We start from the raw sequence: 22,014 nt of genomic DNA, 5'->3' as shown, positions 1-22,014 counted from the left end.
CCATGGGCGATGGTCTGGGTGGTGTGCCTGGGGGGGATCGGAGGTATGAAGCGTATGGGCACCAGCCGGTGTCCCGCGCGCCCCGGCGCCGGCCACAGCGGACAAAGCCGCGGCGGTCTGCGCCCAGTAGGCCAGCCTGCCATGGTCGGTCAGATCGATCTGCAGCGGCGTGATCGACGCATAGCCCTGGCGCGTCGCGTGAAAATCGGTGCCTTCGGCATCGTCCTTGGCGGGGCCGGCTGCGCCGATCCAGTACATGGTCTCGCCACGCGGATTGACCTGGGTGATCACCGGCTCGGCCGCATGGCGGCGCCCCAGGCGAGCGACCTTGAAGCCTCGGATCGCCTCGCGCGGCAGGCTGGGGATGTTGACGTTGAGCAGCCACGGCCCGGGATGGGCGGCATCGGGTGCGGCATCGGCCATGGCGCGGCGATGGGCCTCGGCCGCCGGCTGCAAAGCCCGCACCAGATCCGCGGCCAGGGCAGCGGCGGTATCCAGATGGGCCCAGCCCTTTTCCGTCAGAGAAAACGCGATGCCCGGGATGCCGAACAGATAGCCCTCCATGGCCGCGCCCACCGTCCCGGAGTAGATCGTGTCGTCGCCCATGTTGGCCCCGTTGTTGATGCCGGAGACGACCAGGTCGGGGCGGTAGTCCAGCAGCCCCGTGAGCGCGATGTGCACGCAGTCGGCCGGGGTCCCGTTGACATAACGCACCCCGGGGGAAGCGCGGTGCAAATACAGCGGCGCATTGAGCGTGAGCGCGTTGGACTTGGCGCTGTTGTTGTGCTCGGGCGCCACGACCTCGACGTCGGCAAACGCAGACAGCGCGCGGGCCAACGCCACGATGCCCGGTGCCTGGTAGCCGTCGTCGTTGGAGAGCAGGATCCTCATGCCGAAGGATTGTAGGCGGCACGACCGCAACGCCGGTGACACCCCTGGGCCGCGCCCGCGCCTATGATGCCGCGGGTCCCCGAACAAAACCACACATCACCCCGAGGAGACACCGGATGCGCGCCTGGCTGTGCGAAGACCCCGTGGGCGTCGACGCCCTGACTTGGAAGGAACTGCCGACCCCGACCCCTGGCCCGGGCGAGGTGCTGGTCGAGATCGCGGCCGCGAGTCTCAACTTCCCCGATCTGCTGATCGTTCAGAACAAGTACCAGTTCAAGCCACCGCTGCCGTTCGTGCCGGGATCGGAGTACGCCGGGACTCTCCGTGCCGTCGGCCCGGGCGTGACGCACCTGCAGCCGGGCCAGCGGATCGCCTGCCTCAACGGCACCGGGGGGTTTGGCACCCACGCCCTGGCGCCGGCCGAACGGTGCATCCCGCTGCCCGCGGCGTTCGACCTGACGGACGCCGCGGCGTTCATCATGACCTATGCCACGTCCTACCACGCCCTGATCGACCGGGCGGCGCTGCAGCCGGGCGAGACGGTACTGGTACTCGGCGCGGCGGGGGGCGTGGGCACTGCGGCCATCCAGATCGCCAAGCACCACGGCGCTCGGGTCATCGCCGCCGCCTCCAGTGTCGAAAAATGCGCCCTGGCCCAGCGCGTGGGTGCCGATGCGACGCTCGACTACTCAGTGCATGCGGCCGGCGGGAGCTTTCGCGACGAGGTCAAGCGGCTGACCGAAGGCCGGGGGCCGGATGTGATCTACGACCCGGTTGGCGGCGAGTTGGCCGAGCCCGCCTTCCGCTCGATTGCCTGGCGGGGCCGCTATCTGGTGGTCGGCTTCGCGGCGGGCCCCATCCCGCAACTGCCGCTGAACCTGCCGCTGCTCAAGGGCGCATCGCTGGTGGGCGTGTTCTGGGGTGACTTCGCCCGCCGCGAACCCCAAGCCAACGCCGCGATGCTGCAGACGCTGGCGCAGTGGTATCTGCAGGGCCACATCAAGCCCGTGATCGACCGCGTGCTGCCCATGGAACAGTTGCCCCAAGCGTACGCGCTGATGGCATCGCGCCGGGTGATGGGCAAGGTGGTGCTGCGCAACGCGCACTAAAATCGCGGTTTTCAAACGTCGCCAGGGGAGCCCCGACCCGCCGTGACCGGTGCGCAATGGGCTGAGAGTGGGCGTGGGCCATGGGGGCCGACGTCCAGACCCTGGAACCTGATCCGGTTCGTACCGGCGGAGGAAGTGCGACATGAATGCGTTGCCGATCGCCACGGCGGGCGGGGCCTTGCTCGCCTTTTTGTGGGTGGGTTTGCGGGCCCGCTCGGCAGACACCACCCTCGACGAATACCTGACCGCCCGCGGCACCCAGTCCGCGACCACCCTGGGCCTGTCCTTTCTGGCCTCGGGGCTGGGCGCGTGGATTTTGTTCGTGCCGCCGGAGATCGGCGCCTTCGTCGGCCCGGTGGCACTGGCCGGCTATGCCATCGGGGCGGCGCTGCCGTTCTTGGTCCTGGCGTGGTGCGGCCCGGCCATCCGGCGCCGGATGCCCGCTGGGCGCAGCCTGACCGAGTATGCCGGTGAGCGCTTCGGGGGCGCGGCGCGCGGCTGGGTGCTGGTGCTGTCGCTGCTGTACATGCTGTGTTTTCTGACCGCGGAGCTGACCGCCATCGGCGGCATCGTGGCATTGCTCACAGGGCAGGATGGGCGCTGGGCAGTGCTGGCCGTGGCGGCCGTCACGCTGATTTACACCGCCTGGGGCGGGCTGCGCGCCAGTCTGGCCACCGATCGCTGGCAGGCGTGGTTGCTGCTGGCGCTGCTGGCCGTCGTGGGGACGGCGGTCGCCCATGCCCCGACACCCAACGCGGCTGCACCCTCGGCTCCGGCCTCCGCACCGCTGCCCGTGGGCTTGTCCGTGGCCCTCACCTTGGTCATCGCCGTCACCGCGGCCAACCTGTTCCACCAGGGCTACTGGCAGCGCATCTGGGCCGCCCACAGCGAGCGCGCGTTGCACCGCGGCGCGTGGCTGGGCGCCGTAACGACCGCCGCCGCCATCGCGCTGGTCGGGGGCTTGGGGATGCTCGCGGCTCAGCAAGGCCTGCCGTTGGGAACGCCACCGGTGCCGTTTTTTGCCCTGGTGCAGCAGGCGCCGGGCTGGGTCGTCGCACCGGTGCTCGCGCTGGCGGTGGCCCTGGTGGCGTCGTCGGTGGACACGCTGCAAAACGGTATCGCCGCCCTGCTGGTGACGCAGCGCCGCCAAACATCGCTGGCCAGCGCACGCTGGGTCACCGTGCTGCTGATGGTGCCGGTAATCGCCGTAGCCTGGCAGGGCCTGTCAGTGCTACGGCTGTTCCTGGTGGCCGACCTGCTGTGCGCCACCGCGGTGGTGCCGCTGCTGCTGGGGCTGTGGCGACGCACGCCGCGCCACGCGGCGTTGGTCGGCATGGCGGCCGGGCTGGTCGGCGCCGTGCTGCCTGACGCCTGGGCCGCCGGCAGCCTCTGGGAGGGCCTGCTCGCCGCCACCTTCCCGGCCAACGTGCCGACGCTGGCGCCGTTCGCCGGGGCGCTGATCGCCTCCACCGCGGCGACGCTGACGCTGGCGTGGTTGGCGCCGCTGCGCACGGCCGACGCCGCGCGCTGACGGCCGCCCGCCACGCCCCTGCCCACATCACCGCTGGCGCCGCGCACCGAGGCGGCCGTGCGTGACCGACTTGCCGCTGCGCCCGTATGCGCCTCAGGCGCGCGCGTCGCCCCAGCGCAGCGGGCAGCGGTCGTCGCCGACGTAGGTGGCGCGGCCGTACCGATCCACGCAGTAGCTTGGCGAGACGATCATGTCCTGAAACAGCATGCCAGCGCCGATGCGGGTGTACTCGAACAGCACGCTGCGCTCCACGCGCGAGCCGGCGCGCAGGTGGCTGCCGTGGCCGATCCACGCCGGGCCGACGATCGAGCAGCCCTCCTCCAGCCGCACGCTGGAGCCCAGGTAGACCGGCCCGGTGATCTGCACGCGGTCGAGGTCGATGCGGGTGTTGAGCCCGACCCACACGCCCGGGCACACTTCGGTGCCGGGCATACGCAGATCGGCGATCTCGCCGCTGAGCACGCGCTGCAGCACCGACCAGTAGTCGCTGACGCGCCCGATGTCGATCCAGTGGAACGGTCGGCTCTGCGCGTAAAACGGCAGGCCGCGCTCCACCAGCAGCGGAAACAGCTCGGCGCCGATGTCGAACACCTTGCCGGACGGCACCAACTCCAGCACCGCCGGTTCGAAGATGTAGATGCCGGTGCTGGCCAGATTCGAGCGCGCCTCCTCCGGCCGGGGCTTTTCCTGGAACGAGACCACGCGCCCGTCCTCGTCGGCCACCACGATGCCGTAGTTGCCGACCTGCTCGCGCGGCACCGGCAGCGTCACCACGCTGGCCAGCGCCCCCCTGGCGCGGTGCTCGGCCAGCGCGGCGCCGACGTCCAGGTCGACCAGCGCATCGCCACAGAGCACGATCGTGGTCTCGTCGAAGAAGCCGCTCATGTCCTGGATGCGCTTCATGCCGCCGGCCGAGCCCAGCGGCCGCGGCAGGATGTCGCCGTGCTCGTAGACGCCCTCGTACGAGTAGCCGATCTCCACGCCCCAGCGGCGCCCGTCGCGGAAGTACTGCTCGATCTTGTGGTGGTTCCAGGCCACGTTGACCATGATCTGGCGCACGCCGTGCGCGGCCAGCCGCTCCACCAGGTACTCCATCACCGGCTTGTCCAGGATGGGCACCATCGGTTTGGGCAGGTCTTTGGTCAGCGGACGCACGCGGGTGCCCTGCCCCGCGGCGAGGATCATGCCTTTGGCCATTCGATGTCTTGACAGCAATCAGGGTGCGTGAATTGTGCCAGCCCGGAGTGGGGGGGCAGCAGCGCACTCAGCCCGATACTTGCCCCGGCGCCGCGCGGGGACGGAGCCGTTGCCCATCGCGCACCAGTTGTCCCGGATACAACACCACGGTGTCGCCGGCGCATACACCGTCCGTGATCCAGGCCAGGTCGGCGTTGCGATCGCGCAACGCCACACGGCGCGCGACGGCGCGCCCGCCTTCCACGACCAGCACCTGCCAGCCCGCGCCCTCGCGCACCAGCGCCCCGGTGGGGACCAGCGTGACCCGCTCCTGCGCCGAGACGACGATGCGTGCCTCGACCCGGTAGCCATCCCCCAGAATCGCCTCGGCGGGCGGGCCCTCCAAAGCCAGGACGACCGGCACACGCTGCTCCTCCACACCCAGCGCGGACACTTTGGTGAAGGCCGTCGGATCGATCCGGGCGACCCGGGCGGTCAACGGGGGTACGGCGGGCCCCACCGACACCGTGGCGGGCGCCCCCACCGCGATGCGCAGGGCGTCGGCGGACAGCACATCGACCACCGCCTCCAGTTGTGCCAGATCGGCGATCTCGAACAACGCCTGACCGACATTGACCGGCACCGCGCTGTCCACATGGCGCTTGAGGATGCGCCCGCCCACGGGGCTGCGCACCGGCCAAGGGCGCCCCGGCGCGCCGCCGTCCGCCTGGGCCAGCGCGGCCCGCGCCTCGGCCACGGCGTAGCGCGCGCGCTGGCGCTCCGCCTCGGCGGCGGCCAAGGCCTGGGCGGCCGCGCGCTCGCTGCGCTCAGCCTGCTCCGCAGCCGATGGCGCGACAAAGCGCTGTTGCGCCAAATCGCGCATGCGTTGCAGATCGGCGCGCGCCTGATCGAGGGCCAGCTGGGCCCGCTGCCCCTGCGCGTCGGCCGCGGCCAGCGCAGCCTCCCCCGCGCCCACGCGCTGCTGCAGCACGGCGCGCGTGCGTGCATCGATCAGCGCCGGCGCCGTCGGATGGAGCACCGCCAGCACGTCGCCGGCGCGCACATCCGTGCCCACGTCGAGCGTCGGGCGCTCCAGGCGCCCCTGCAAGGGCGCCGCGACGGTGTAGCGCTGCACGGGCCGCAGCCGGCCGTCCTCCTGCACCGTCTGCTCGAAGCGGCCCTCCTGCACGGTGGCCACGTCGACCACCAGCGGGCGCGGCTGCAGCACCCACGCCCCCAGCACAGCCACCCCCAGCACCCCAGCCGCGATGGCTGCGCGTCGCCCCCAGGGCGACCGTGTCGGTGTCTCGTTCATTCCCTCACCTTCAAAACCGCGACCAGATCCAGCCGGTCGATGTGCCGGCGCACCAGCCAGGCGCTGACCACACCCGCGGCGAGCACCACCAGCGCCGCCCCGGCATACGTCGCCGGCGCGATCACGACCGGAAAATCGATGGTGTCCGACGACATCAGCCGCATCAGCAGATGCGCTAGCATCCAGCCCAGCGCCGCCCCCACCGGCAGGGCGAGCAGCAGCTCCACCGCCAGTTCGGCCAGCAGCAGCACCGACACCTCCCGCCGCGTCATGCCCAGCACGCGCAGGCTGGCCAGCTCCCACGCCCGCTCCGACAGCGCGATGCGCGCGGCGTTGTAAATGATGCCCACCGCCATCGCCACGGCAAACGCGGTCAGGATGCCGCTGAAGACACCCATGTTGCGCTCGGTGCGGGCGTTGAAGGCGCGCACCACGGCATCCTTGTCCACCACCGCGCTGATGAAGGGGGCCGATTTGACCGCCTGCCACAGGGCCTCGCGCTGCGCCAGATCGGCGTGCAGGGCGGCATGGGTGACGCCGTCGCCGTCACGTGCCAGCCGGTTGAGCGCCGCCAGCTCCATGTACAAGGCTTTGCCGAACTGGGTGTGCACGATGTCGACGATTTCCACCTCCACGACACGCCGGTTCCACAGCCGAAACGCCACCGTGACCCGGTCGCCCGGGCGCAAGCCCAGCTCGCGCGCCAGCAAGGCCGAGGCCACCGCCCCCTGCGCGGGCAGGGTCAGCGGCCCGCGTGCCTCGTCGACCACGCGCAGCAGCCGGCCATGCGCGGGCAGGGCGGACAGCACCGTATCGACGCGCCGCGCACCCGCCTGCAGGCGCACGGGCTCGTTGCGATAGCCCTCGGCATCGATCACGCCGGGCAGCCGGCGCAGATCGTTCACCACGGTCGCCGGCATGGGCCGATCGAAGTCCACCCACACGTCCCCCTGCTGCACCTGCCGAAACTGCACATCCACGATGTGCGCGATCGCATCCAGCCAGAACGCCCCGGAAATCTGCAGCGCCACCGCCGCGGCAATGCCCAGTACCGTCAGGCCGGCACGCAGGGGCCGGCGCTCCACGTTGCGCACCACCATGCGCGCCGCCGCCGTGACATGGCGGCCATAGCCCAGGCGCTCGATCAGGGTCGGGCGATAGCCCGCCGGCACGGGGGGCTGCATGGCCTGAGCCGGCTGCAGCCGCACCACGGTGCGGATCGCCGTCCACGCCCCCAGGGTCGCGCACAGCACCGCGATCAGCGCGGCCGTCACGATCAACCACGGGGCCGTCGCATACGCCAGGTGGCCAAAGCGGAACACCTCGGCATACACCCACAGCATCAGCCGGCCGATGGCCTGGCTGCCCAGCAGCCCCAGCGCCACGCCCAGCAGCGCGATCACCAGCGCAAAGCGCACATAGTGCCGGGCGATGGCGGCGTTGGCGTACCCCAAGGCCTTGAGCGACGCGATCTGCGCCCGCTGGGTGGTGACCTGCCGGTGCAGCACGACGTTCAGAATGAACATCGCCACCGCCAGAAAGATGCCCGGCAGCACCGTCCCCATCACACGCAGCTGCGACAGCTCGTCGGTGACGATCTTGTGCGACATCTGCAAGTCGCGGCCCGTGGCGCCGAGCGCACCAAACCGCGCCAGCAGATGATCGACCTGCGCAATCACCGGGGCCGGCGCCGCGCCGGGGTGCAGCCGAAGCGCGGCGCGATTGAACGCGCCCGTCATGTCGAACGCCCGCGCCATGCGCTCGTCGTCGATCCACCAGACCCCGAACGACTCGTCATCCGGCATGTCGCCGCGCATCGCAAACACATACTCCGGCGTCGCCACCGTGCCGACGATGCGCACCGCCTCGCGGCGGCCGGCCAGGATGGCATGGGCCACGTCGCCGGGGCGCAAGCCGCGCGCCACAGCAAACCGGTCGGTCACCACTGCCTCCAGCGGACCGCCCGCCTCGGGCCAGCGGCCGGACAGCAGCGTCAGCGCATTGAGCCCCTGGCGCCCCTGCTGGGCACGCGCCAGATCCAGCCCCACGAAGCGCCCGGACACCGGCGCCGCGACCCCGGGCAGATCCACCTGGGCATCGAACACCACCTCGGTCTTCACCTCGGCCACCCCGGGCACGGCGGCCAGCCGGTCGCGCACCGCCAGCGGCGCGCGCTTGACCGCGACGAACACATCGGCAAAGCGGTTGTCGCGGTAGAAGGCGTCCCGCGAGGACAACAGCGAGTCGTAGACGGCAAACATGCCCACGAAGCCCGCCACCCCGATCGCCACGACGACGGCAATCGTCAACACCTGGGCCCAGAGCTGCCGCAGATCGCGCCAGAGCTTGATGTCCAGGGCCCGCACCATCCCCCCCGACTACCAGCGCAGGTCGCGCGCCGGCACCTTGTGCGGATTGGGCTGCACGTCCACGATGCGCCCATCCACCAGCCGCAGCACCCGATCGGCCATCGCGGCGATGGGGGCGTTGTGGGTGATCACCACTGTGGTGGTGCCCAGAGATCGGTTGACGGCTTCGATGGCCTCCAGCACGCGCACACCGGTGGCGCAGTCCAGCGCACCCGTGGGCTCGTCACAAAGCAGCACGGCCGGGCGCTTGGCAATCGCGCGAGCGATGGCCACCCGCTGCTGCTCACCCCCGGACAGTTGCGAGACGAAGTGGTCCAGCCGGTGCCCCAACCCCACCCGCGCCAGGGCCTCGGCAGGGTCCATGGGATGGGCCACCAGATCCGTGACCAACTGCACGTTCTCCCGCGCGGTCAGGCTGGGGATCAGGTTGTAGAACTGAAAGACGAAGCCGACATGATCGCGCCGATAGGCCGTCAGGGCCGCGTCGTCGGCCTGCGCCAGGTCGTGCGCCTGCCCGGCATGGAACCAGGTGGCTTGCCCCGCGGTGGGGGTGTCCAGCCCACCCAGGATGTTGAGCAGCGTCGATTTGCCGCTGCCCGAGGCCCCCAGCAGCACGACGAACTCGCCCTGCCAGATGTCCAGATCCACGCCGCGCAGAGCATGCACCGCGGCCTCGCCGCTGCCATAGACCTTGGACAGTCCGCGCGCAACGAAAACCGCCGCAGGATCGGCGTCAGAGCAGAGGGAGGAAGACATGGGCGGCTACATGTGAGATGGTCATCATCTCACGCTGCCCGGGGCGCACGCGCACCGGCGACCGCTTCACCGCGTGGGCATTTGACGATCGTCAAATGGGGGTGGGGTGGCTGATGGGACTCGAACCCACGACAACCAGAATCACAATCTGGGACTCTACCAACTGAGCTACAGCCACCGCAGAAGATGACATTATATCGCCGTTTTGGAGGGGCTTCCCCCTCGCACCGCTCACTTGACCAGGATCTCGGCCTTGTAGCGCTGCCGCAAGGCCCCCAGGCAGGCCTGGGCCTCGCCCTCGCCCCACAGCCGGGCGAGTTCTTGTCGTTCGTTGAGCAGACGCACCGCATCGGGGGCCTCGCGCGGGGGGCCGCGCCGCACGCGCAGCACGGCCGCACCGTCGGCCCCCAGATCGACCATCACCCACGCGGGGGCGTCGCCTTCCAGCCGGGCGCTCATGGCCGCGCGCACGGCCGCCGGCGGCAGGCCCTGGGCGTCCTGGCGCGACACCAGCACCGGCGTGCGCAGTGCCGATGCGGCCGGGGTCTGGGCGGACCATTGGGCCTGGGCGGCACGGGCGGCCTCCAGAGCCGCCGCGCGGGCGCGTTGCTGAACCAGCCGCTGGCGCACCTCGGACGCCACGGCCTCGAACGGCCGACGCTCGGACGGCCGGTGCGCCAACACGCGCACGGACAGCAACCGGTTGCCGCCCAATTCGATCGCCGCGCTGTTGCGCTTCTGGCCCAGGGCCTCTTCGTTGAAGACGGCGCGCAGCAGCGCCGGCTCGCGCAGCAGCGCATCGGCCGCGGCCCCGACCGGACCGGTGCGCTCGACCGTCGCGCGGCGCACCGTCAGACCCAGGGCCTGGGCGGCCGGTGCCAGGGTGTCGGACTGTTCGTACACCAGATTGCTGAAGCGCTCCGCGTCCTCGGCAAACCGCCGCTGCGCGAGCTGGCGGCGCACCTCGGCCTCGATGCGGGGGCGGGCCTTCTCGAACGGCTCGGCCTCGGGCTGGCGCACGTCGGTGAGCCGGATGATGTGCAGACCGAACTCGCTCTCCACGATGTCGGAGATCTGCCCCTTCTGCAGCGCAAAGACCGCATCCTCGAAGGGCTTGACCATCGCGCCACGGCCAAACCAATCCAGGTCGCCGCCCTTGGCAGCCGAACCCGGGTCTTGCGAGCGGGTGCGGGCCAGCTCGACAAACCGCTTGGGATCGCGGCGCACCTCGGCCAGGATCTGCTCGGCCTCGGCACGGACACGGGCCTTTTCGTCGGCAGAGGCACCGGGCGGAAGCAGCAGCAGGATATGGGACGCGCGACGCTGCTCGGCGCGCGAGGTGTCGGCCACGTTTTGCCGATAGTAGTCGCGCAGTTCGGCTTCGCTGGGGGTGATGCGCGCGGCGACGGCCTGGGGATCCAGGACCACGTATTCGATGTCCGCCTGCTCGGGCGTGCGGAATTCATCCGCATGTTCGTCGTAGAACGCCTTGAGGTCGGCATCCGACACCTGGATGGCGGACGCGTGATCCGCTGGCCGGAAGAACGCCGGCGCGACTTCGCGCCGCTCGAAAAACGCCTGTGCGGCCCACTCGGCCGAGGCTTTGGGCATGAAGGCGCTGTCCGCCACCGCCTGGGTGACCGCGCGGCGCGCGAGGTCGGCGCGCACGCTCGCCTCGAACTGCTCGGCCGTCATGCCCTGGGCGCGCAGCAGGTCCTGGTAGCGTTGCACATCCAGGGTGCCATCTGGCTTGCGCAGGCCGGCGATCGTCGGGTCGCGCAGCAGCTCGGCCGCCAGCCGACGGTCGGTGGCCAGCAGCCGCATGTCCTGCACGGCGCGCGCCAGCACCCGTTCGGTGACCAGACGTTCCAAGGTCGCGCGCCGGCTGTCCTCGCTCTCCAGGAGGGCGCGGTCCACCCCGGGCATCGACGCTGCCAGGCGCTCGACCTCGCGCCGGTGGGCGGCGTCCCATTCGGTGCGGGTGACGCGTTCGCCGCCCACCCGGGCCACGGGCTCGGACTGATCGCGAAACCGGGTGTAACCCTCGATACCGAAGAAGACGAATGAGGGGATGATCAACAACATGAGCAGGGCCATGAGCACCTTCATGTTGTTGCGAAAGACGTCGAACATGACCTGCGCGCTTCGGGAAGGGTTGGTGGGTGCTGACGGGATCGAACCGCCGACCTACGCCTTGTAAGGGCGCCGCTCTACCAGCTGAGCTAAGCACCCGATCCGGTGACTGCCAGGACCACGGATCCGGCAGCCGGAGCGGTCATCCGTTGACGGCGTCTTTGAGCGCCTTGCCCGGACGGAATTTTGGCATTTTAGCCGCAGCGATATCGACCACTTCCCCCGTCTTGGGGTTGCGCCCCTTGCGGGCCGCGCGTTCATCCACCTGGAAGGTGCCAAACCCTACCAGCGTGACGTCGCCGCCGCGGGCCAGCGTGTCCGAGACCGTGGCCAGGAAGGCGTCGAGCGCGCGCGCCGCCTCCTGTTTGGTCAAGTCCGCCCGCTCTGCCATGTGATCGATCAGCTGTGCTTTGTTCATGTGCAAGACTCTCTCCAAATCCGGCGGACGCGACGGCCCACCGGCGCGAAAAAGGGGCGTATTCTACCCACGCCGTTTCATGCCCCGGCGCACAGCGCCTCGGCCCGCAGCGCCTCGGCGATGGCGCGGCCGAGGTCGGCGGTGCCGGCGCGCCCGCCCAGGTCCGGCGTGCGCGGCGCACCGCTGCCGGGCGCCAGCGCCGCCTCGATCGCGCGCACGATGGCGTCGTGCGCCTCGCGGTGGCCCAGGAAGTCCAGCATCAGCGCGCCGGACCAGATCTGCCCGATCGGGTTGGCGATGCCGCGGCCGGCGATGTCCGGCGCCGAGCCGTGCACCGGCTCGAACAGCGACGGAAAGCGCCGCTCCGGGTTCAGGTTGGCCGACGGCGCGATGCCGATCGTGCCGGTGCAGGCCGGCGCCAGGTCGCTCAGGATGTCGCCGAACAGGTTGCTGGCCACGACGACGTCGAAGCGGTTGGGCCGCTGCACGAAGTGCGCGGTCAGGATGTCGATGTGGTACTGGTCCACCGCCACGTCCGGGTAGCCCGCCGCCATCGCGCGCACGCGCTCGTCCCAGTACGGCATCGTGATCGCGATGCCGTTGGACTTGGTGGCGCTGGTCAGGCGGCCGCGGCGGCGGCGCGCCTGCTCGAACGCGAAGCGCAGCACGCGATCCACGCCGTGGCGCGTCATCACCGTCTCCTGCACCACCAGCTCGCGCTCGGTGCCCTCGAACATGCGCCCGCCAATGCTGGAGTACTCGCCTTCGGTGTTCTCGCGCACGATCAGCATGTCGATCTCGCCGGGCGCGTACGGCGTGCCGTCGGCGCGCACCAGCGGCGAGCGCACCCCCGGCATCAGCCGCGCCGGGCGCAGGTTGACATACTGGTCGAACGCGCGGCGAAACTGCAACAGCGAGCCCCACAGCGAGACGTGGTCGGGAATCTTCTCGGGCCAGCCGACCGCGCCGAAGTAGATCGCGTCGAACCCGCCGAGGAGGTCCTGCCAGTCGGGCGGCAGCATGGCGCCGTGGCGCTCGTAGTACGGCCAGCAGGCGAAGTCGAAGGTCTCGAAGCGCAGGTCGAGGCCGAAGCGGCTGGCCGCGGCCTCCAGTACACGCAGGCCCTCGGGCATGACCTCGGTGCCGATGCCGTCGCCGGGGATGACGGCGATGCGGTGCACCGGGGCGGGGATGGGCGAGGCGGTCATCAAGCGGTCTCCTTGGTCGATGGTCTCGGCGCGACGGTTCAGCGCGGCGGACCGCCGCGCACCACCAGCGCCACGCCCAGGGCAGTCAGCGCCGTGCCGGTCAGCGTCGTGGCGGTGATCGGCTCGCCGAACAGCACCCAGGCGATCAGCGCCGTGCACGGCGGCACCAGGTACATGAGGCTCGCCACCGATGCGGCCGCGCCGCGCTGGATCAGCAGGTACAGCAGCGAACTGCCGCCCAGCGTCAGGCCCAGCACCGACCACGCCATCGCACCGGCCGACTCCAGGTTCCAGCGCATCGGCTCGCGCTCCAGCCACGCCAGCGGCAGCGTCACCAGCAGAGCGGCGGCCAGCTGCACGGTGTTGGCGGTGCGCACGTCGCAAGGGGCCAGAAAGCGCTTTTGGTACAGCGTGCCGGCGGTGATGGACAGCAGCGCCGCCGCCGCGAACGCGAGATTCACCGGCGTGGCGCTGTCGCCGGGGCCGCCGTGGCCGAACTTGTGCCCCACCACCAGCACCAGCCCGGCCAAGCCCAGCGTCAGCCCCAACCACTGGCGTGCCGTGACGCGCCCGCCGGTGGCGGACAGCCACACCGCCGTCAGCACTGGCTGCAACCCGACGATCAACGCCGACAGCCCCGCGCCCATGCCGGCCTTGACGGCCGCCCACACGCCGCCCAAGTAGCCCGCGTGCATCAGGACGCCGGTGACGGCCAGGTGCCCCCATTGCGCCGGCGTGCGCGGCCACGCCACGCGGGCCAACGCGATCCACACCCCGAAGCAGGCGATCGACAGCGCGTAGCGCCATGCGAGGAAGGTCATCGGCGGTGCGTGCGGCATGCCGAAGCGCGCGACGATGAAGCCCGTGCTCCAGATCAGCACGAACACCGCGGGCATGGCGCGGATCCAGGGGGAGTCGTCGGCGGAGGTCATCGGGCGCGGGCACGAATCTCCGGGACGGCCTTGTTCAGGTAGTACGCCATGGACCACACCGTCAGCACCGCAGCGGCCCAGATCAGCACCGTGCCCCACCAGCGCGTATCGACGCCCATCAGCACCCCGTCGTACAGCAAAAACGGAATGGCCACCATCTGCGTGGCCGTCTTGGCCTTGCCCACCATGTGCACGGCCACGCTGCGCACCGCGCCGATGGTGGCCATCCATTCCCGCAGCGCCGAGATGGCGATCTCGCGCCCGATGATGATGAGCGCGACGAACACATGGACACGGTCCAGGCTGACCAGCTCTAGCACGCAAGCGCAGACCAAAAATTTGTCCGCCACCGGATCCAAAAAGGCACCGAAGGCCGACGTCTGGTTGAGCCGCCGCGCCAGATAGCCGTCGGCCCAGTCGGTCAGCGCAAACACCACGAACAGCACGGTGGCCAGTGCGTTTTGCGCCGGCAGCGTCAACCCGGGCCAGTGGAACACCACCACGATGAGCGGGATCGCGGCGATGCGGGCCCAGGTCAGCAGCGTCGGCAGGTTGAAAAACATGGCGTTCGATTATGCGTCCTTATCCGTGCAGGACACGGTAGATGGTCTCGGCCAGTTCGGCGGAAATTCCCTCCACCGCAGCCAAATCCTCCACACTGGCCGCCGCGACCCCCCGCACCCCGCCAAACCGCGCCAGCAGGCGAGCGCGCTTTTTGGGGCCGACGCCAGGAATGTCCTCCAGCCGGCTGCCCCCCGTGCGGGCCTTGGCGCGGCGCGCCCGCATGCCGGTGATCGCAAACCGGTGCGCCTCGTCGCGAATCTGTGCCACCAGCATCAGCGCGGCGGAGTCGGCGCCCAGGTAGATCTTCTCCCGCCCGTCGGCAAACACCAGCTCCTCCAGCCCGACCTTGCGGCCCTCGCCCTTTTCCACGCCGACCAGGCGGCCCAGGTCCAGGCCCAGGGCGCCGAACACCTCGCGCGCCACGTTGACCTGGCCCACACCGCCGTCGATGAGCACGACGTCGGGCAGACGGACCTGGGCCTCACCACGGGAGCGGACCGCTCCCTGCGCATCCGACTCCGCCACGGCCACGCCCGCGTCCCCGCCGGCGTCCGCCAGCGCGGCGGCCAGCCTGCCATAGCGGCGCTGCAGCACCTGGCGCATGGCGGCATAGTCGTCGCCGGGGGTGATGCCCTCGATGGCGTAACGCCGGTATTGCGAGGGCTGCATCTGGTGGCCCTCGAACACCACGCACGATGCCATGGTCGCCTCGCCCGCGGTGTGCGAGATGTCGAAGCACTCGATGCGCAGGCGCGCCAGGGCCTCGGGCGACTCGGCGGGCAGGCCCAATGCCTCGGCCAGGGCGCGGGTGCGCGCCTGCTGCGAGCCTTCTTCCGCGAGCAGGCGCGCCAATTGCAAATCGGCGTTTTTCTGCGCCATCTCCAGCCACAGCCGGCGCTGCTCGCGCGGATGGAAAACGGGCCGCAGCCGCACCCCGGTCTGCTCGGACAGGGCCGCCAGCAGCGCCTCGTCCACCGGCGCCCCCAGCACCAGCACGGGCGGGGGCGGCACCTGGGTGTAGTGCTGGGCCAAAAAGGCCTCCAGCACGCGCTGCTCCACCGTGCCGGGCTGATCCGGATCGGCCAACGCCGCACCGTCCTCCACATGCGCCGGAAAGGCGGGCCGATCCCCCAGGTGGCGGCCGCCGCGCACCATGGCCAGGTTGACGCACGCCCGCCCACCCTGCACACGCACAGCCAGGATGTCCACGTCCTGGTCGTCCAGACTTTCCATGCTCTGCTGATGCAGCACGCGCGACAAAGCCGCGATCTGGTTGCGCACCTCGGCCGCCTGCTCGAACGCCAGCCGCTCGGCATGGGCAAACATGCGCGCCTCCAGCTCCGCCAGCACGGCCTGGCTCTCGCCGTTCAGAAAGGCGCTGGCCGCGCGCACATCGGCCGCGTAGTCCGCGGGCGACACCAAGCCCACGCACGGGCCGCTGCAGCGCTTGATCTGGTAGAGCAGGCAGGGCCGGGTCCGGTGCCCAAACACCGTGTCCTCGCAGGTGCGCAGGCGAAACACCTTTTGCAGGAGTTGGATCGTCTCCTTCACCGCCCAGGCGCTGGGATAGGGACCAAAGTATTGGTGGCGCCGATCCACCGCCCCGCGGTAGTACGACATGCGCGGATAATGGTCGGGGTTGGCGGCGCCTGGGGTGCGCCCTGCCTGGGGCGCATCGGGCACCCAGGTGCTCGCGCTCAGGCGCAGGTAGGGGTAGCTCTTGTCGTCGCGAAACAGAATGTTGTAGCGCGGCTGCTGGGTCTTGATCAGGTTGTTTTCCAGCAGCAGCGCCTCCGCCTCGGAGCGCACCACCGTGGTCTCCAGCCGGGCGATCTTGCCGACCATGTGGCCGATGCGCGTGCCGTCATGGGTTTTCTGGAAGTAGCTGCTGACGCGCTTTTTCAGATCGCGCGCTTTGCCCACGTAGAGCAGCGTGCCGGCCTCGTCGAAATACCGGTACACGCCCGGCAGCGACGGCAAGGCCGCCACCGCGCGCAACAACTCGTCCGAATGCACTGCTGACATGTCCGATCCCGTCTTGCACTCCACCGCGCCGGCCACCGGGGGCCGCGACAGCGCGCACTGTACCGCGCCCGCCGCCCCGCGTTCGCTGAACGCGGCCCCTCCCCCACTGACCTGGGACGTGTTTTGCCATGTCATCGACAACTGGGGCGATGTGGGCGTCTGCTGGCGCCTGTGCCAGCAACTCGCCACGGCGGGTCAGCGGGTGCGGCTGTGGATCGACGACGCCGATGCGCTGGACTGGATGGCCCCCGGCGCGCGCGCCGGGCAAGTGCCCTGTGTGCAGATCCACCCGTGGCCGCGCGGCCGGGCTGACTGCCCGCCCCCGTCCCTGCCCCCGGCAGACGTGCTGGTGGAGGCCTTTGGGTGCCATGTGCCCGACGCCTGGGTGGCGGCGCTGCTGCCGCCCGCAGGCCGCGACGGACGGCCCTCTGTCTGGCTAAATCTGGAATACCTCAGCGCCGAACCGTGGGTCGCGCGCAGCCACGGCCTGCCCTCACCCGTGCTCAGCGGCCCCTTGGCAGGGCGCACCAAATGGTTTTTCTTTCCCGGCTTCGCGCCCGACACCGGCGGACTGCTGCGCGAGGCGGACCTGGCGCGACGCCAGGCCCACTTCGACGCGCAGGCTTGGCGCGCGGCCTGCGGACCCCACGACAGCCCCTGGGTCAGCTTGTTTTGCTACGAGCCGAGCGCCCTGCCCCGGCTGGTCGCCCAACCGGCCTTGGCCACCGCGCAATGGCTGGTCGCAGCCGGTCGCAGCGCCGCGGCCTGGGCCGCCCTGGCTCCGCCCCTGCCGAGCGGCGCCGCGGTGCGCGTGCTCGAGAGCGTGTCCCAGCCCAGCTTCGACGAGCGCCTGTGGGCGTGCGACCTCAACCTGGTGCGCGGGGAGGACTCCCTGGTGCGCGCCCTGTGGGCCGGTCGCGCGTTCCTGTGGCAGCTCTACCCGCAGGACGATGGCGCCCACCACGACAAGCTGGAGGCCTTTCTGGCCTGGCTGGACGCCCCGCCGGACTGGCAGGCCTGGCTGCGGGCGTGGAACGGAACCCCCGGGGTCGACCCCCCCGCCCTGACCACCGAGCGCCTGGCCCAATGGCAGGTCACCGCCCGCGCCGCCCGCGACCGCCTGTGGGCACAGGACGACCTGTTGACGCGGCTGCTGGCTTTCGTGCACGGCCGCCGCGGTACAATGTGGGGTTCGTCAGTCGAATCACCCCCGCCAGAGGTACCATGAAACTCGCCCAAGAAATCCGCGCCGGCAACGTGATCATGCAGGGCAAGGACCCGATGATCGTCCTCAAGACCGAATACCAGCGCGGCGGCCGCGGCGCCGCCACCGTGCGCATGAAGCTCAAGGCGCTGCTCAACAACAGCGCCACCGAGGTCGTCTTCAAGGCGGACGACAAGATCGACAACATCATTCTCGACAAGAAGGAGTGCACCTACTCCTACTTCGCCGACCCGATGTACGTCTGGATGGACACCGAGTACAACCAGTACGAGGTCGAGGCCGAGAACATGGGCGACGCGCTCAACTACCTGGAGGACGGCATGGCCGCCGAGGTGGTGTTCTACGAAGGCAAGGCCATCTCGGTGGAACTGCCGACGTCGCTGGTGCGAGAAGTCACCTGGACCGAGCCGGCCGTCAAGGGCGACACCTCGGGCAAGGTGCTCAAGCCCGCCAAGATCGCCACCGGCTTCGAGGTCATGGTGCCGATCTTCGTCGAGCAAGGCGACAAGATCGAAATCGACACGCGCACCGGCGAGTACCGCAAGCGCGTCTGATATCGCCACGCCGACCGGGCGCCGGAATTTGCCGACACCCCCGGAATCCAACAGGCCCCGCCCGGGGCCTTTTTCACGCCTGGAGCACCCGCGATCATGCACGACGACGCCACCGCCCCCACGCATCCGGACAATATCCACGACTTGCAAACCCGCCGGCTGGCCGATGCCATCGTCGAGATGCACCTGCTGTCCGAAGACGGCACACGCCCGCCGCGCGACGCCTACCGGCTGGCGTTCGCCGACCCGGAGTTCCTGCTGCGGCGCGAGACGCGCGGCATTCGCTTCCAGCTCGAGTTGCTCAAGCCCGATCTGGCGCAGGCCGACGCTGGCATCGAAAACACCATCGTCGTGTTTGGCAGCGCGCGCTTTCGCGAACCGGCCGAAGCCGACGCCGCGTGGCGCCGGGCGCAGGTCAGTGGCGACCCGGAAGCGATCCGCCGTGCCGAGGCGCTGCGACGCAACGCCCGTTTTTACGACGAGGCGCGGCGCTTTGCCCAACTGGTGGCGGCCTACAGCCAATCCTGCCCCAAGGCGGACCAGCTCTACATCGTCACGGGTGGTGGGCCTGGCATCATGGAAGCGGCCAACCGCGGCGCGCATGACCTCGGCGCGCCCAGCGTCGGGCTCAACATCCTGCTGCCGCACGAACAAGCCCCCAACCCCTACATCAGCCGGGAGCTGTGCTTCAAATTCCACTACTTCGCGCTGCGCAAGATGCACTTTTTGATGCGCGCGAAGGCGCTGGTGGCCTTCCCCGGCGGCTTCGGCACGCTGGACGAGCTGTTCGAGGTGCTGACCCTGGTGCAGACCCGCAAGGCCAAGCCGGTGCCGGTGTTCCTGTACGGCAGCGCTTACTGGAAGCGACTGATCGACTTCGACGCCATGGTCGACGAGGGCGTCATCTCGCCCGAGGATCTGGATCTGTTCACCTATGTGGACACGCCCGAGGCGGCTTGGGAGGGCATTCGCCACTTCTACGGCCTGCCCGAGGCCTGCCCGGTGGACGGCACCCCCACGGCTTGAGCGGGACGGCTCGCGCGGGGCGCGCCCGCGTCAGCGGTCTGCCACGCGGCGCTCCGGCACGGCGTCGCGCGGGACGGGCGCCTGGGACGCCAGGCGCATGTGTAGCGCGGCCTGGGCCATCAGGTTGGCGGACACCGGCGCCGTCACGAACACGAACAGCGTGATCAGCAGCTCCGCGATGCCAGGCCGGCCGTGCGCCAGTGTGACCAGCATGGACGCGATCAACACCCCACCTACGCCCAGCGTGGAGGCTTTGGTGGGGGCGTGCAGCCGCATGTAGAAGTCGGGAAAGCGGATCAACCCGATCGCCCCGACGAGCAGAAAAAACGACGCGACCAGGATCAGCACCGCGGCCAGGTTTTCCAGTACGACGCTCATATTCGGCCACCTCTCACTCGATCACGTCACCCCGGGTGACATAGCGCGCCAGCGCCACGGTCGAGACGAACCCCAGCATGGCCACGGTTAGCGCCGCCTCGAACAGCAACTCGGTGTCGAAGCGGATGTCGAGCAGGATGATCAACGCGACCATCCCCATGTAGAGGGTGTCGAGCGCCAGGATGCGGTCGGGCAACTCGGGCCCGCGCAGCAGGCGCCAACTGCACAGCAGTACCGACAGCGCCACGACGACGAGGCCGATGTTGAGTGCCCACAGGAGTAATGGACTGCTCATGCCCGCCCTCCCGTCCGCACACCGTGCGGGCTGTCGAGATCGACCCGAAAAATCCGCATCAGCGGCGCCTCGTAGCGGGCCTTCATGTCGGCCACCATCGCCTGCGAATCGTCGCAATTGAGGGCGTGGACCAGGATTTCGCGCCGATCTTCGTCGATGGTCATGGAAACGGTCCCCGGTGTGGTGGTGATGATGCTGGCAAACAGCGCATTGACGCGCGGATGGTCGGTGGCCAACGGCACGCGCAACCACGCGGGACGCGGCCGCTGCATCGACCCGAGCGTCAGCCGGGCCACCGTGATATTGGATACCACGATGTCCCACAACACCACGAGCAGCAGGCGCACCACCGAGGGCCAATGCAGGCGGCTCGCATCGCCCAGATAGGGGGCGAGCAGGCGTGGCACGCCCCAGGCGAGCGCCAGCGCCGACAACAGGTGCACCAGCGCCAGGCTGTGGGACAGCATCAGCCAGGTCAAGCCGAGCTGCAACGACAGCACCGGATGGGGGAGCAGCACCCGCCAGCCAGTGGGCGGCGTGCCGGGGCGGGTCGGTTCACGGGGGATGGCGCTCATGGCCGGCTCTCCTGTGCATCGGTCGGCGGTGCCGCCGGGCTGCTCGGCGCGGCCGGGCGGCGGCCGTCATAGGGCCGCGTGGTGGGCACGCCCACGCCGCCCTGGCGGGCCAGGACAGCGCTGGCGTAGCGGGCCTTGTCGGTCAACTGCTGGGCCAGGGCGTCGGTGTAGTCCTTGATGGGTGCGGCCCAGACGGCCATGGCCACGGTCACGGCCATGAAGGCCCACGGGGCGGCCAGCAAGCGGGTGCTGGTGCCGGACGCCTGCGGTTCCACCGCGGGCTGCACATGCCAGAACATGACGACACCGGCGCGGGCCAGCCCCAACAGAGTCAGAAAACCCACCCCGATCAGCACGCTCCACACCCAGGGCTGCGCGGGCAGTCCCGCCGTGCTTTGCAGCAGCATCACCTTGCCCAAAAAACCGGGCAGCGGTGGAAGCCCCGCCGCCGACGCCGCGCCGAACAGCATCATGACGCCGAGCAGCACGGGCTCGCGCACCGCGGGGGCTGGCTGCAGCCGGTCGTGCACGGCCCCGCGCTGCGCCGCGGCCAGTTCCACGAACAAAAACAGCCCGGCGATGACGACGGTGCTGTGCAGCAGGTAGTACATCGCCGCGGACAAGGTCTCCGGCGTGAACAGGGCCACCCCCGCAACGATCGTGCCCACCGAGGACACGGTCAGGTACGCGACCAGCCGCCCCAGGGTGTGTGCCGCCAGCGCGCCCAACACCCCAAGGACACTGGTCAGCAGCGCCACGGGCAGCAGCCAGGGTTGCACGGTCAGCGACGCGGCGCCGGCATCGACCCCAAAAATCACCCAATGGACGCGCACGATGCTGTAGACCCCCACCTTGGTCATGATGGCAAACAGCGCCGCCACGGGGGCGCTGGCCGCGGCGTACGTCCCCGGCAGCCAGAAGTACAGCGGCACGAGCGCCGCCTTCAGACCGAACACCACCAGCAGGATCAGAGCGGCGGACTGTGCCAGCCGCAGCGATGCGCCGTCCAACCGCGCCACGTGCAGGGCGGCATCGGCCATGTTGAGCGTGCCGGTGACCGAGTAGAACATGGCCAACCCGATCAAAAACAGCGCCGACGCCGTCAGGTTGAGCACCACATAGTGCACCCCCATGCGCAAGCGCTCGCGCCCCAGGCCGTGCAGCATCAGCACGTAGGACGCGATCAGCAGCACCTCGAAAAAAACGAACAGGTTGAACAGGTCGCCCGTGAGGAACGCCCCGCCGAGCCCCATGAGCTGGAAATGGAAAATGGCGTGGAAATGCCGCCCGCGCGTATCCCAACCCCCGCAGGCGTACCAAAGCACCGGGACCGCCACCAGATAGGTCAGCAGCACCATAAGCGCCGACAGGCGGTCCAGCACCAGCACGATGCCAAACGGCGCCGGCCACTCGCCCAGCTCATAGACGGTCAGCTCGCCCCCGCTGGCCCGGCCCACCAGGGCCGCGGCCAGGGCCAACCCCAGCAGCGCCGACGCCAGGCTGAGGCGCCGCCGCCAAGCGGCCCGCCCGCCTT

At 70.1% G+C, this 22,014-nt stretch carries 20 protein-coding genes and 2 tRNA genes; 5 read left to right on the top strand and 17 right to left on the bottom strand.

Going from position 1 to position 22,014, the window contains the following annotated elements; genetic code table 11:
* Nucleotides 1-891, bottom strand: an 891-nt coding sequence (gene surE, locus V7026_RS06590) for a 5'/3'-nucleotidase SurE (protein ID WP_443082322.1), incomplete at its 3' end; no start/stop codon positions are given.
* A 116-nt stretch (nucleotides 892-1,007) separates the two neighbouring features.
* Between surE and V7026_RS06585 the strand changes: the two genes are divergently transcribed.
* On the top strand, nucleotides 1,008-2,000 hold the full coding sequence (locus V7026_RS06585) for an NADPH:quinone oxidoreductase family protein (protein ID WP_334154566.1): 993 nt from the start codon (nucleotides 1,008-1,010) through the stop codon (nucleotides 1,998-2,000).
* Nucleotides 2,001-2,142: 142 nt separating this feature from the next.
* Nucleotides 2,143-3,531: a sodium:solute symporter family transporter gene (locus tag V7026_RS06580; RefSeq protein WP_334154565.1), complete on the top strand. Its 1,389-nt coding sequence runs from the start codon at nucleotides 2,143-2,145 to the stop codon at nucleotides 3,529-3,531.
* 93 nt (nucleotides 3,532-3,624) lie between these two features.
* On the opposite strand, the gene V7026_RS06575 is transcribed toward V7026_RS06580, so the two are convergent.
* The 12 genes from V7026_RS06575 to V7026_RS06520 all read right to left on the bottom strand — a co-directional run bounded on the left by V7026_RS06575 (nucleotide 3,625) and on the right by V7026_RS06520 (nucleotide 16,427).
* Nucleotides 3,625-4,728, bottom strand: a complete 1,104-nt coding sequence (locus V7026_RS06575; RefSeq protein WP_334154564.1) for an NDP-sugar synthase — start codon at nucleotides 4,726-4,728, stop codon at nucleotides 3,625-3,627.
* Nucleotides 4,729-4,795: 67 nt separating this feature from the next.
* Nucleotides 4,796-6,022 (bottom strand): efflux RND transporter periplasmic adaptor subunit, encoded by a 1,227-nt coding sequence (locus V7026_RS06570; RefSeq protein ID WP_334154563.1) that lies wholly within the window; start codon nucleotides 6,020-6,022, stop codon nucleotides 4,796-4,798.
* Nucleotides 6,019-8,391 carry an ABC transporter permease gene (locus tag V7026_RS06565; protein WP_334154562.1) on the bottom strand — a complete coding sequence of 791 codons (2,373 nt, stop codon included), beginning with the start codon at nucleotides 8,389-8,391 and terminating at the stop codon, nucleotides 6,019-6,021. The genes V7026_RS06570 and V7026_RS06565 overlap by 4 nt, the downstream gene beginning before the upstream one ends.
* A 9-nt stretch (nucleotides 8,392-8,400) precedes the next feature.
* Complete coding sequence (locus tag V7026_RS06560; RefSeq protein ID WP_334154561.1) at nucleotides 8,401-9,147, bottom strand: ABC transporter ATP-binding protein; 747 nt, start codon at nucleotides 9,145-9,147, stop codon at nucleotides 8,401-8,403.
* A gap of 102 nt (nucleotides 9,148-9,249) precedes the next feature.
* A tRNA-His gene (locus V7026_RS06555) sits at nucleotides 9,250-9,325 on the bottom strand.
* Nucleotides 9,326-9,378: 53 nt separating this feature from the next.
* A complete protein-coding gene (locus V7026_RS06550) occupies nucleotides 9,379-11,280 on the bottom strand; it encodes a SurA N-terminal domain-containing protein (RefSeq protein WP_334154560.1) in 1,902 nt (633 codons plus the stop codon).
* Between the two features lie 23 nt (nucleotides 11,281-11,303).
* A tRNA-Val gene (locus V7026_RS06545) sits at nucleotides 11,304-11,379 on the bottom strand.
* 43 nt (nucleotides 11,380-11,422) lie between these two features.
* The gene (locus V7026_RS06540; RefSeq protein ID WP_334154559.1) at nucleotides 11,423-11,698 is read right to left on the bottom strand and encodes an HU family DNA-binding protein; all 276 of its coding nucleotides are present in this window, start codon (nucleotides 11,696-11,698) and stop codon (nucleotides 11,423-11,425) included.
* Between the two features lie 77 nt (nucleotides 11,699-11,775).
* Nucleotides 11,776-12,906 (bottom strand): tartrate dehydrogenase, encoded by a 1,131-nt coding sequence (locus V7026_RS06535; RefSeq protein ID WP_334154558.1) that lies wholly within the window; start codon nucleotides 12,904-12,906, stop codon nucleotides 11,776-11,778.
* 38 nt (nucleotides 12,907-12,944) lie between these two features.
* Nucleotides 12,945-13,838 (bottom strand): DMT family transporter, encoded by an 894-nt coding sequence (locus tag V7026_RS06530; protein ID WP_334154557.1) that lies wholly within the window; start codon nucleotides 13,836-13,838, stop codon nucleotides 12,945-12,947.
* The gene (pgsA, locus tag V7026_RS06525) at nucleotides 13,835-14,401 is read right to left on the bottom strand and encodes a CDP-diacylglycerol--glycerol-3-phosphate 3-phosphatidyltransferase (RefSeq protein ID WP_334154556.1); all 567 of its coding nucleotides are present in this window, start codon (nucleotides 14,399-14,401) and stop codon (nucleotides 13,835-13,837) included. Before pgsA ends, V7026_RS06530 begins: the two co-directional genes overlap by 4 nt.
* A gap of 19 nt (nucleotides 14,402-14,420) precedes the next feature.
* Nucleotides 14,421-16,427: an excinuclease ABC subunit UvrC gene (locus V7026_RS06520; protein WP_334154555.1), complete on the bottom strand. Its 2,007-nt coding sequence runs from the start codon at nucleotides 16,425-16,427 to the stop codon at nucleotides 14,421-14,423.
* Between V7026_RS06520 and earP the strand changes: the two genes are divergently transcribed.
* The 3 genes from earP to V7026_RS06505 all read left to right on the top strand — a co-directional run bounded on the left by earP (nucleotide 16,426) and on the right by V7026_RS06505 (nucleotide 19,232).
* Nucleotides 16,426-17,655, top strand: a complete 1,230-nt coding sequence (gene earP / locus V7026_RS06515) for an elongation factor P maturation arginine rhamnosyltransferase EarP (protein ID WP_334154554.1) — start codon at nucleotides 16,426-16,428, stop codon at nucleotides 17,653-17,655. The genes V7026_RS06520 and earP overlap by 2 nt on opposite strands.
* Nucleotides 17,652-18,206: an elongation factor P gene (gene efp, locus V7026_RS06510; protein ID WP_068607450.1), complete on the top strand. Its 555-nt coding sequence runs from the start codon at nucleotides 17,652-17,654 to the stop codon at nucleotides 18,204-18,206. Before earP ends, efp begins: the two co-directional genes overlap by 4 nt.
* 96 nt (nucleotides 18,207-18,302) lie before the next feature.
* Complete coding sequence (locus V7026_RS06505) at nucleotides 18,303-19,232, top strand: TIGR00730 family Rossman fold protein (RefSeq protein WP_334154553.1); 930 nt, start codon at nucleotides 18,303-18,305, stop codon at nucleotides 19,230-19,232.
* Between the two features lie 30 nt (nucleotides 19,233-19,262).
* Here V7026_RS06505 and V7026_RS06500 read toward each other — a convergent pair whose 3' ends face one another.
* From V7026_RS06500 to V7026_RS06485, 4 genes are all read right to left on the bottom strand, one after another.
* Nucleotides 19,263-19,610 (bottom strand): Na+/H+ antiporter subunit G, encoded by a 348-nt coding sequence (locus V7026_RS06500; RefSeq protein WP_334154552.1) that lies wholly within the window; start codon nucleotides 19,608-19,610, stop codon nucleotides 19,263-19,265.
* 13 nt (nucleotides 19,611-19,623) lie between these two features.
* Nucleotides 19,624-19,905 carry a K+/H+ antiporter subunit F gene (locus tag V7026_RS06495; RefSeq protein WP_334154551.1) on the bottom strand — a complete coding sequence of 94 codons (282 nt, stop codon included), beginning with the start codon at nucleotides 19,903-19,905 and terminating at the stop codon, nucleotides 19,624-19,626.
* The gene (locus V7026_RS06490) at nucleotides 19,902-20,480 is read right to left on the bottom strand and encodes a Na+/H+ antiporter subunit E (protein ID WP_334154550.1); all 579 of its coding nucleotides are present in this window, start codon (nucleotides 20,478-20,480) and stop codon (nucleotides 19,902-19,904) included. The genes V7026_RS06495 and V7026_RS06490 overlap by 4 nt, the downstream gene beginning before the upstream one ends.
* The coding region (locus tag V7026_RS06485; RefSeq protein WP_334154549.1) for a monovalent cation/H+ antiporter subunit D at nucleotides 20,477-22,014 on the bottom strand (1,538 nt) is incomplete at its 5' end. The genes V7026_RS06490 and V7026_RS06485, both read right to left, overlap by 4 nt.

The sequence above is a fragment of the Tepidimonas sp. genome, from assembly GCF_036825565.1.
GTDB lineage: Bacteria > Pseudomonadota > Gammaproteobacteria > Burkholderiales > Burkholderiaceae_C > Tepidimonas.
The sequence above is the reverse complement of the archived record's forward strand: the minus strand, read 5'-3'. Positions and strand labels throughout refer to the sequence as shown.

What these genes read in the sequence shown, in the direction of transcription:
- V7026_RS06585 (WP_334154566.1), top strand. Translation starts at nt 1,008, where the DNA reads ATGCGCGCCTGGCTGTGCGAAGACCCCGTGGGCGTCGACGCCCTGACT.
- V7026_RS06580 (WP_334154565.1), top strand. Translation starts at nt 2,143, where the DNA reads ATGAATGCGTTGCCGATCGCCACGGCGGGCGGGGCCTTGCTCGCCTTT.
- V7026_RS06575 (WP_334154564.1), bottom strand. Translation starts at nt 4,728, where the DNA reads ATGGCCAAAGGCATGATCCTCGCCGCGGGGCAGGGCACCCGCGTGCGT.
- V7026_RS06570 (WP_334154563.1), bottom strand. Translation starts at nt 6,022, where the DNA reads ATGAACGAGACACCGACACGGTCGCCCTGGGGGCGACGCGCAGCCATC.
- V7026_RS06565 (WP_334154562.1), bottom strand. Translation starts at nt 8,391, where the DNA reads ATGGTGCGGGCCCTGGACATCAAGCTCTGGCGCGATCTGCGGCAGCTC.
- V7026_RS06560 (WP_334154561.1), bottom strand. Translation starts at nt 9,147, where the DNA reads ATGTCTTCCTCCCTCTGCTCTGACGCCGATCCTGCGGCGGTTTTCGTT.
- V7026_RS06550 (WP_334154560.1), bottom strand. Translation starts at nt 11,280, where the DNA reads ATGTTCGACGTCTTTCGCAACAACATGAAGGTGCTCATGGCCCTGCTC.
- V7026_RS06540 (WP_334154559.1), bottom strand. Translation starts at nt 11,698, where the DNA reads ATGAACAAAGCACAGCTGATCGATCACATGGCAGAGCGGGCGGACTTG.
- V7026_RS06535 (WP_334154558.1), bottom strand. Translation starts at nt 12,906, where the DNA reads ATGACCGCCTCGCCCATCCCCGCCCCGGTGCACCGCATCGCCGTCATC.
- V7026_RS06530 (WP_334154557.1), bottom strand. Translation starts at nt 13,838, where the DNA reads ATGACCTCCGCCGACGACTCCCCCTGGATCCGCGCCATGCCCGCGGTG.
- pgsA (WP_334154556.1), bottom strand. Translation starts at nt 14,401, where the DNA reads ATGTTTTTCAACCTGCCGACGCTGCTGACCTGGGCCCGCATCGCCGCG.
- earP (WP_334154554.1), top strand. Translation starts at nt 16,426, where the DNA reads ATGTCCGATCCCGTCTTGCACTCCACCGCGCCGGCCACCGGGGGCCGC.
- V7026_RS06520 (WP_334154555.1), bottom strand. Translation starts at nt 16,427, where the DNA reads ATGTCAGCAGTGCATTCGGACGAGTTGTTGCGCGCGGTGGCGGCCTTG.
- efp (WP_068607450.1), top strand. Translation starts at nt 17,652, where the DNA reads ATGAAACTCGCCCAAGAAATCCGCGCCGGCAACGTGATCATGCAGGGC.
- V7026_RS06505 (WP_334154553.1), top strand. Translation starts at nt 18,303, where the DNA reads ATGCACGACGACGCCACCGCCCCCACGCATCCGGACAATATCCACGAC.
- V7026_RS06500 (WP_334154552.1), bottom strand. Translation starts at nt 19,610, where the DNA reads ATGAGCGTCGTACTGGAAAACCTGGCCGCGGTGCTGATCCTGGTCGCG.
- V7026_RS06495 (WP_334154551.1), bottom strand. Translation starts at nt 19,905, where the DNA reads ATGAGCAGTCCATTACTCCTGTGGGCACTCAACATCGGCCTCGTCGTC.
- V7026_RS06490 (WP_334154550.1), bottom strand. Translation starts at nt 20,480, where the DNA reads ATGAGCGCCATCCCCCGTGAACCGACCCGCCCCGGCACGCCGCCCACT.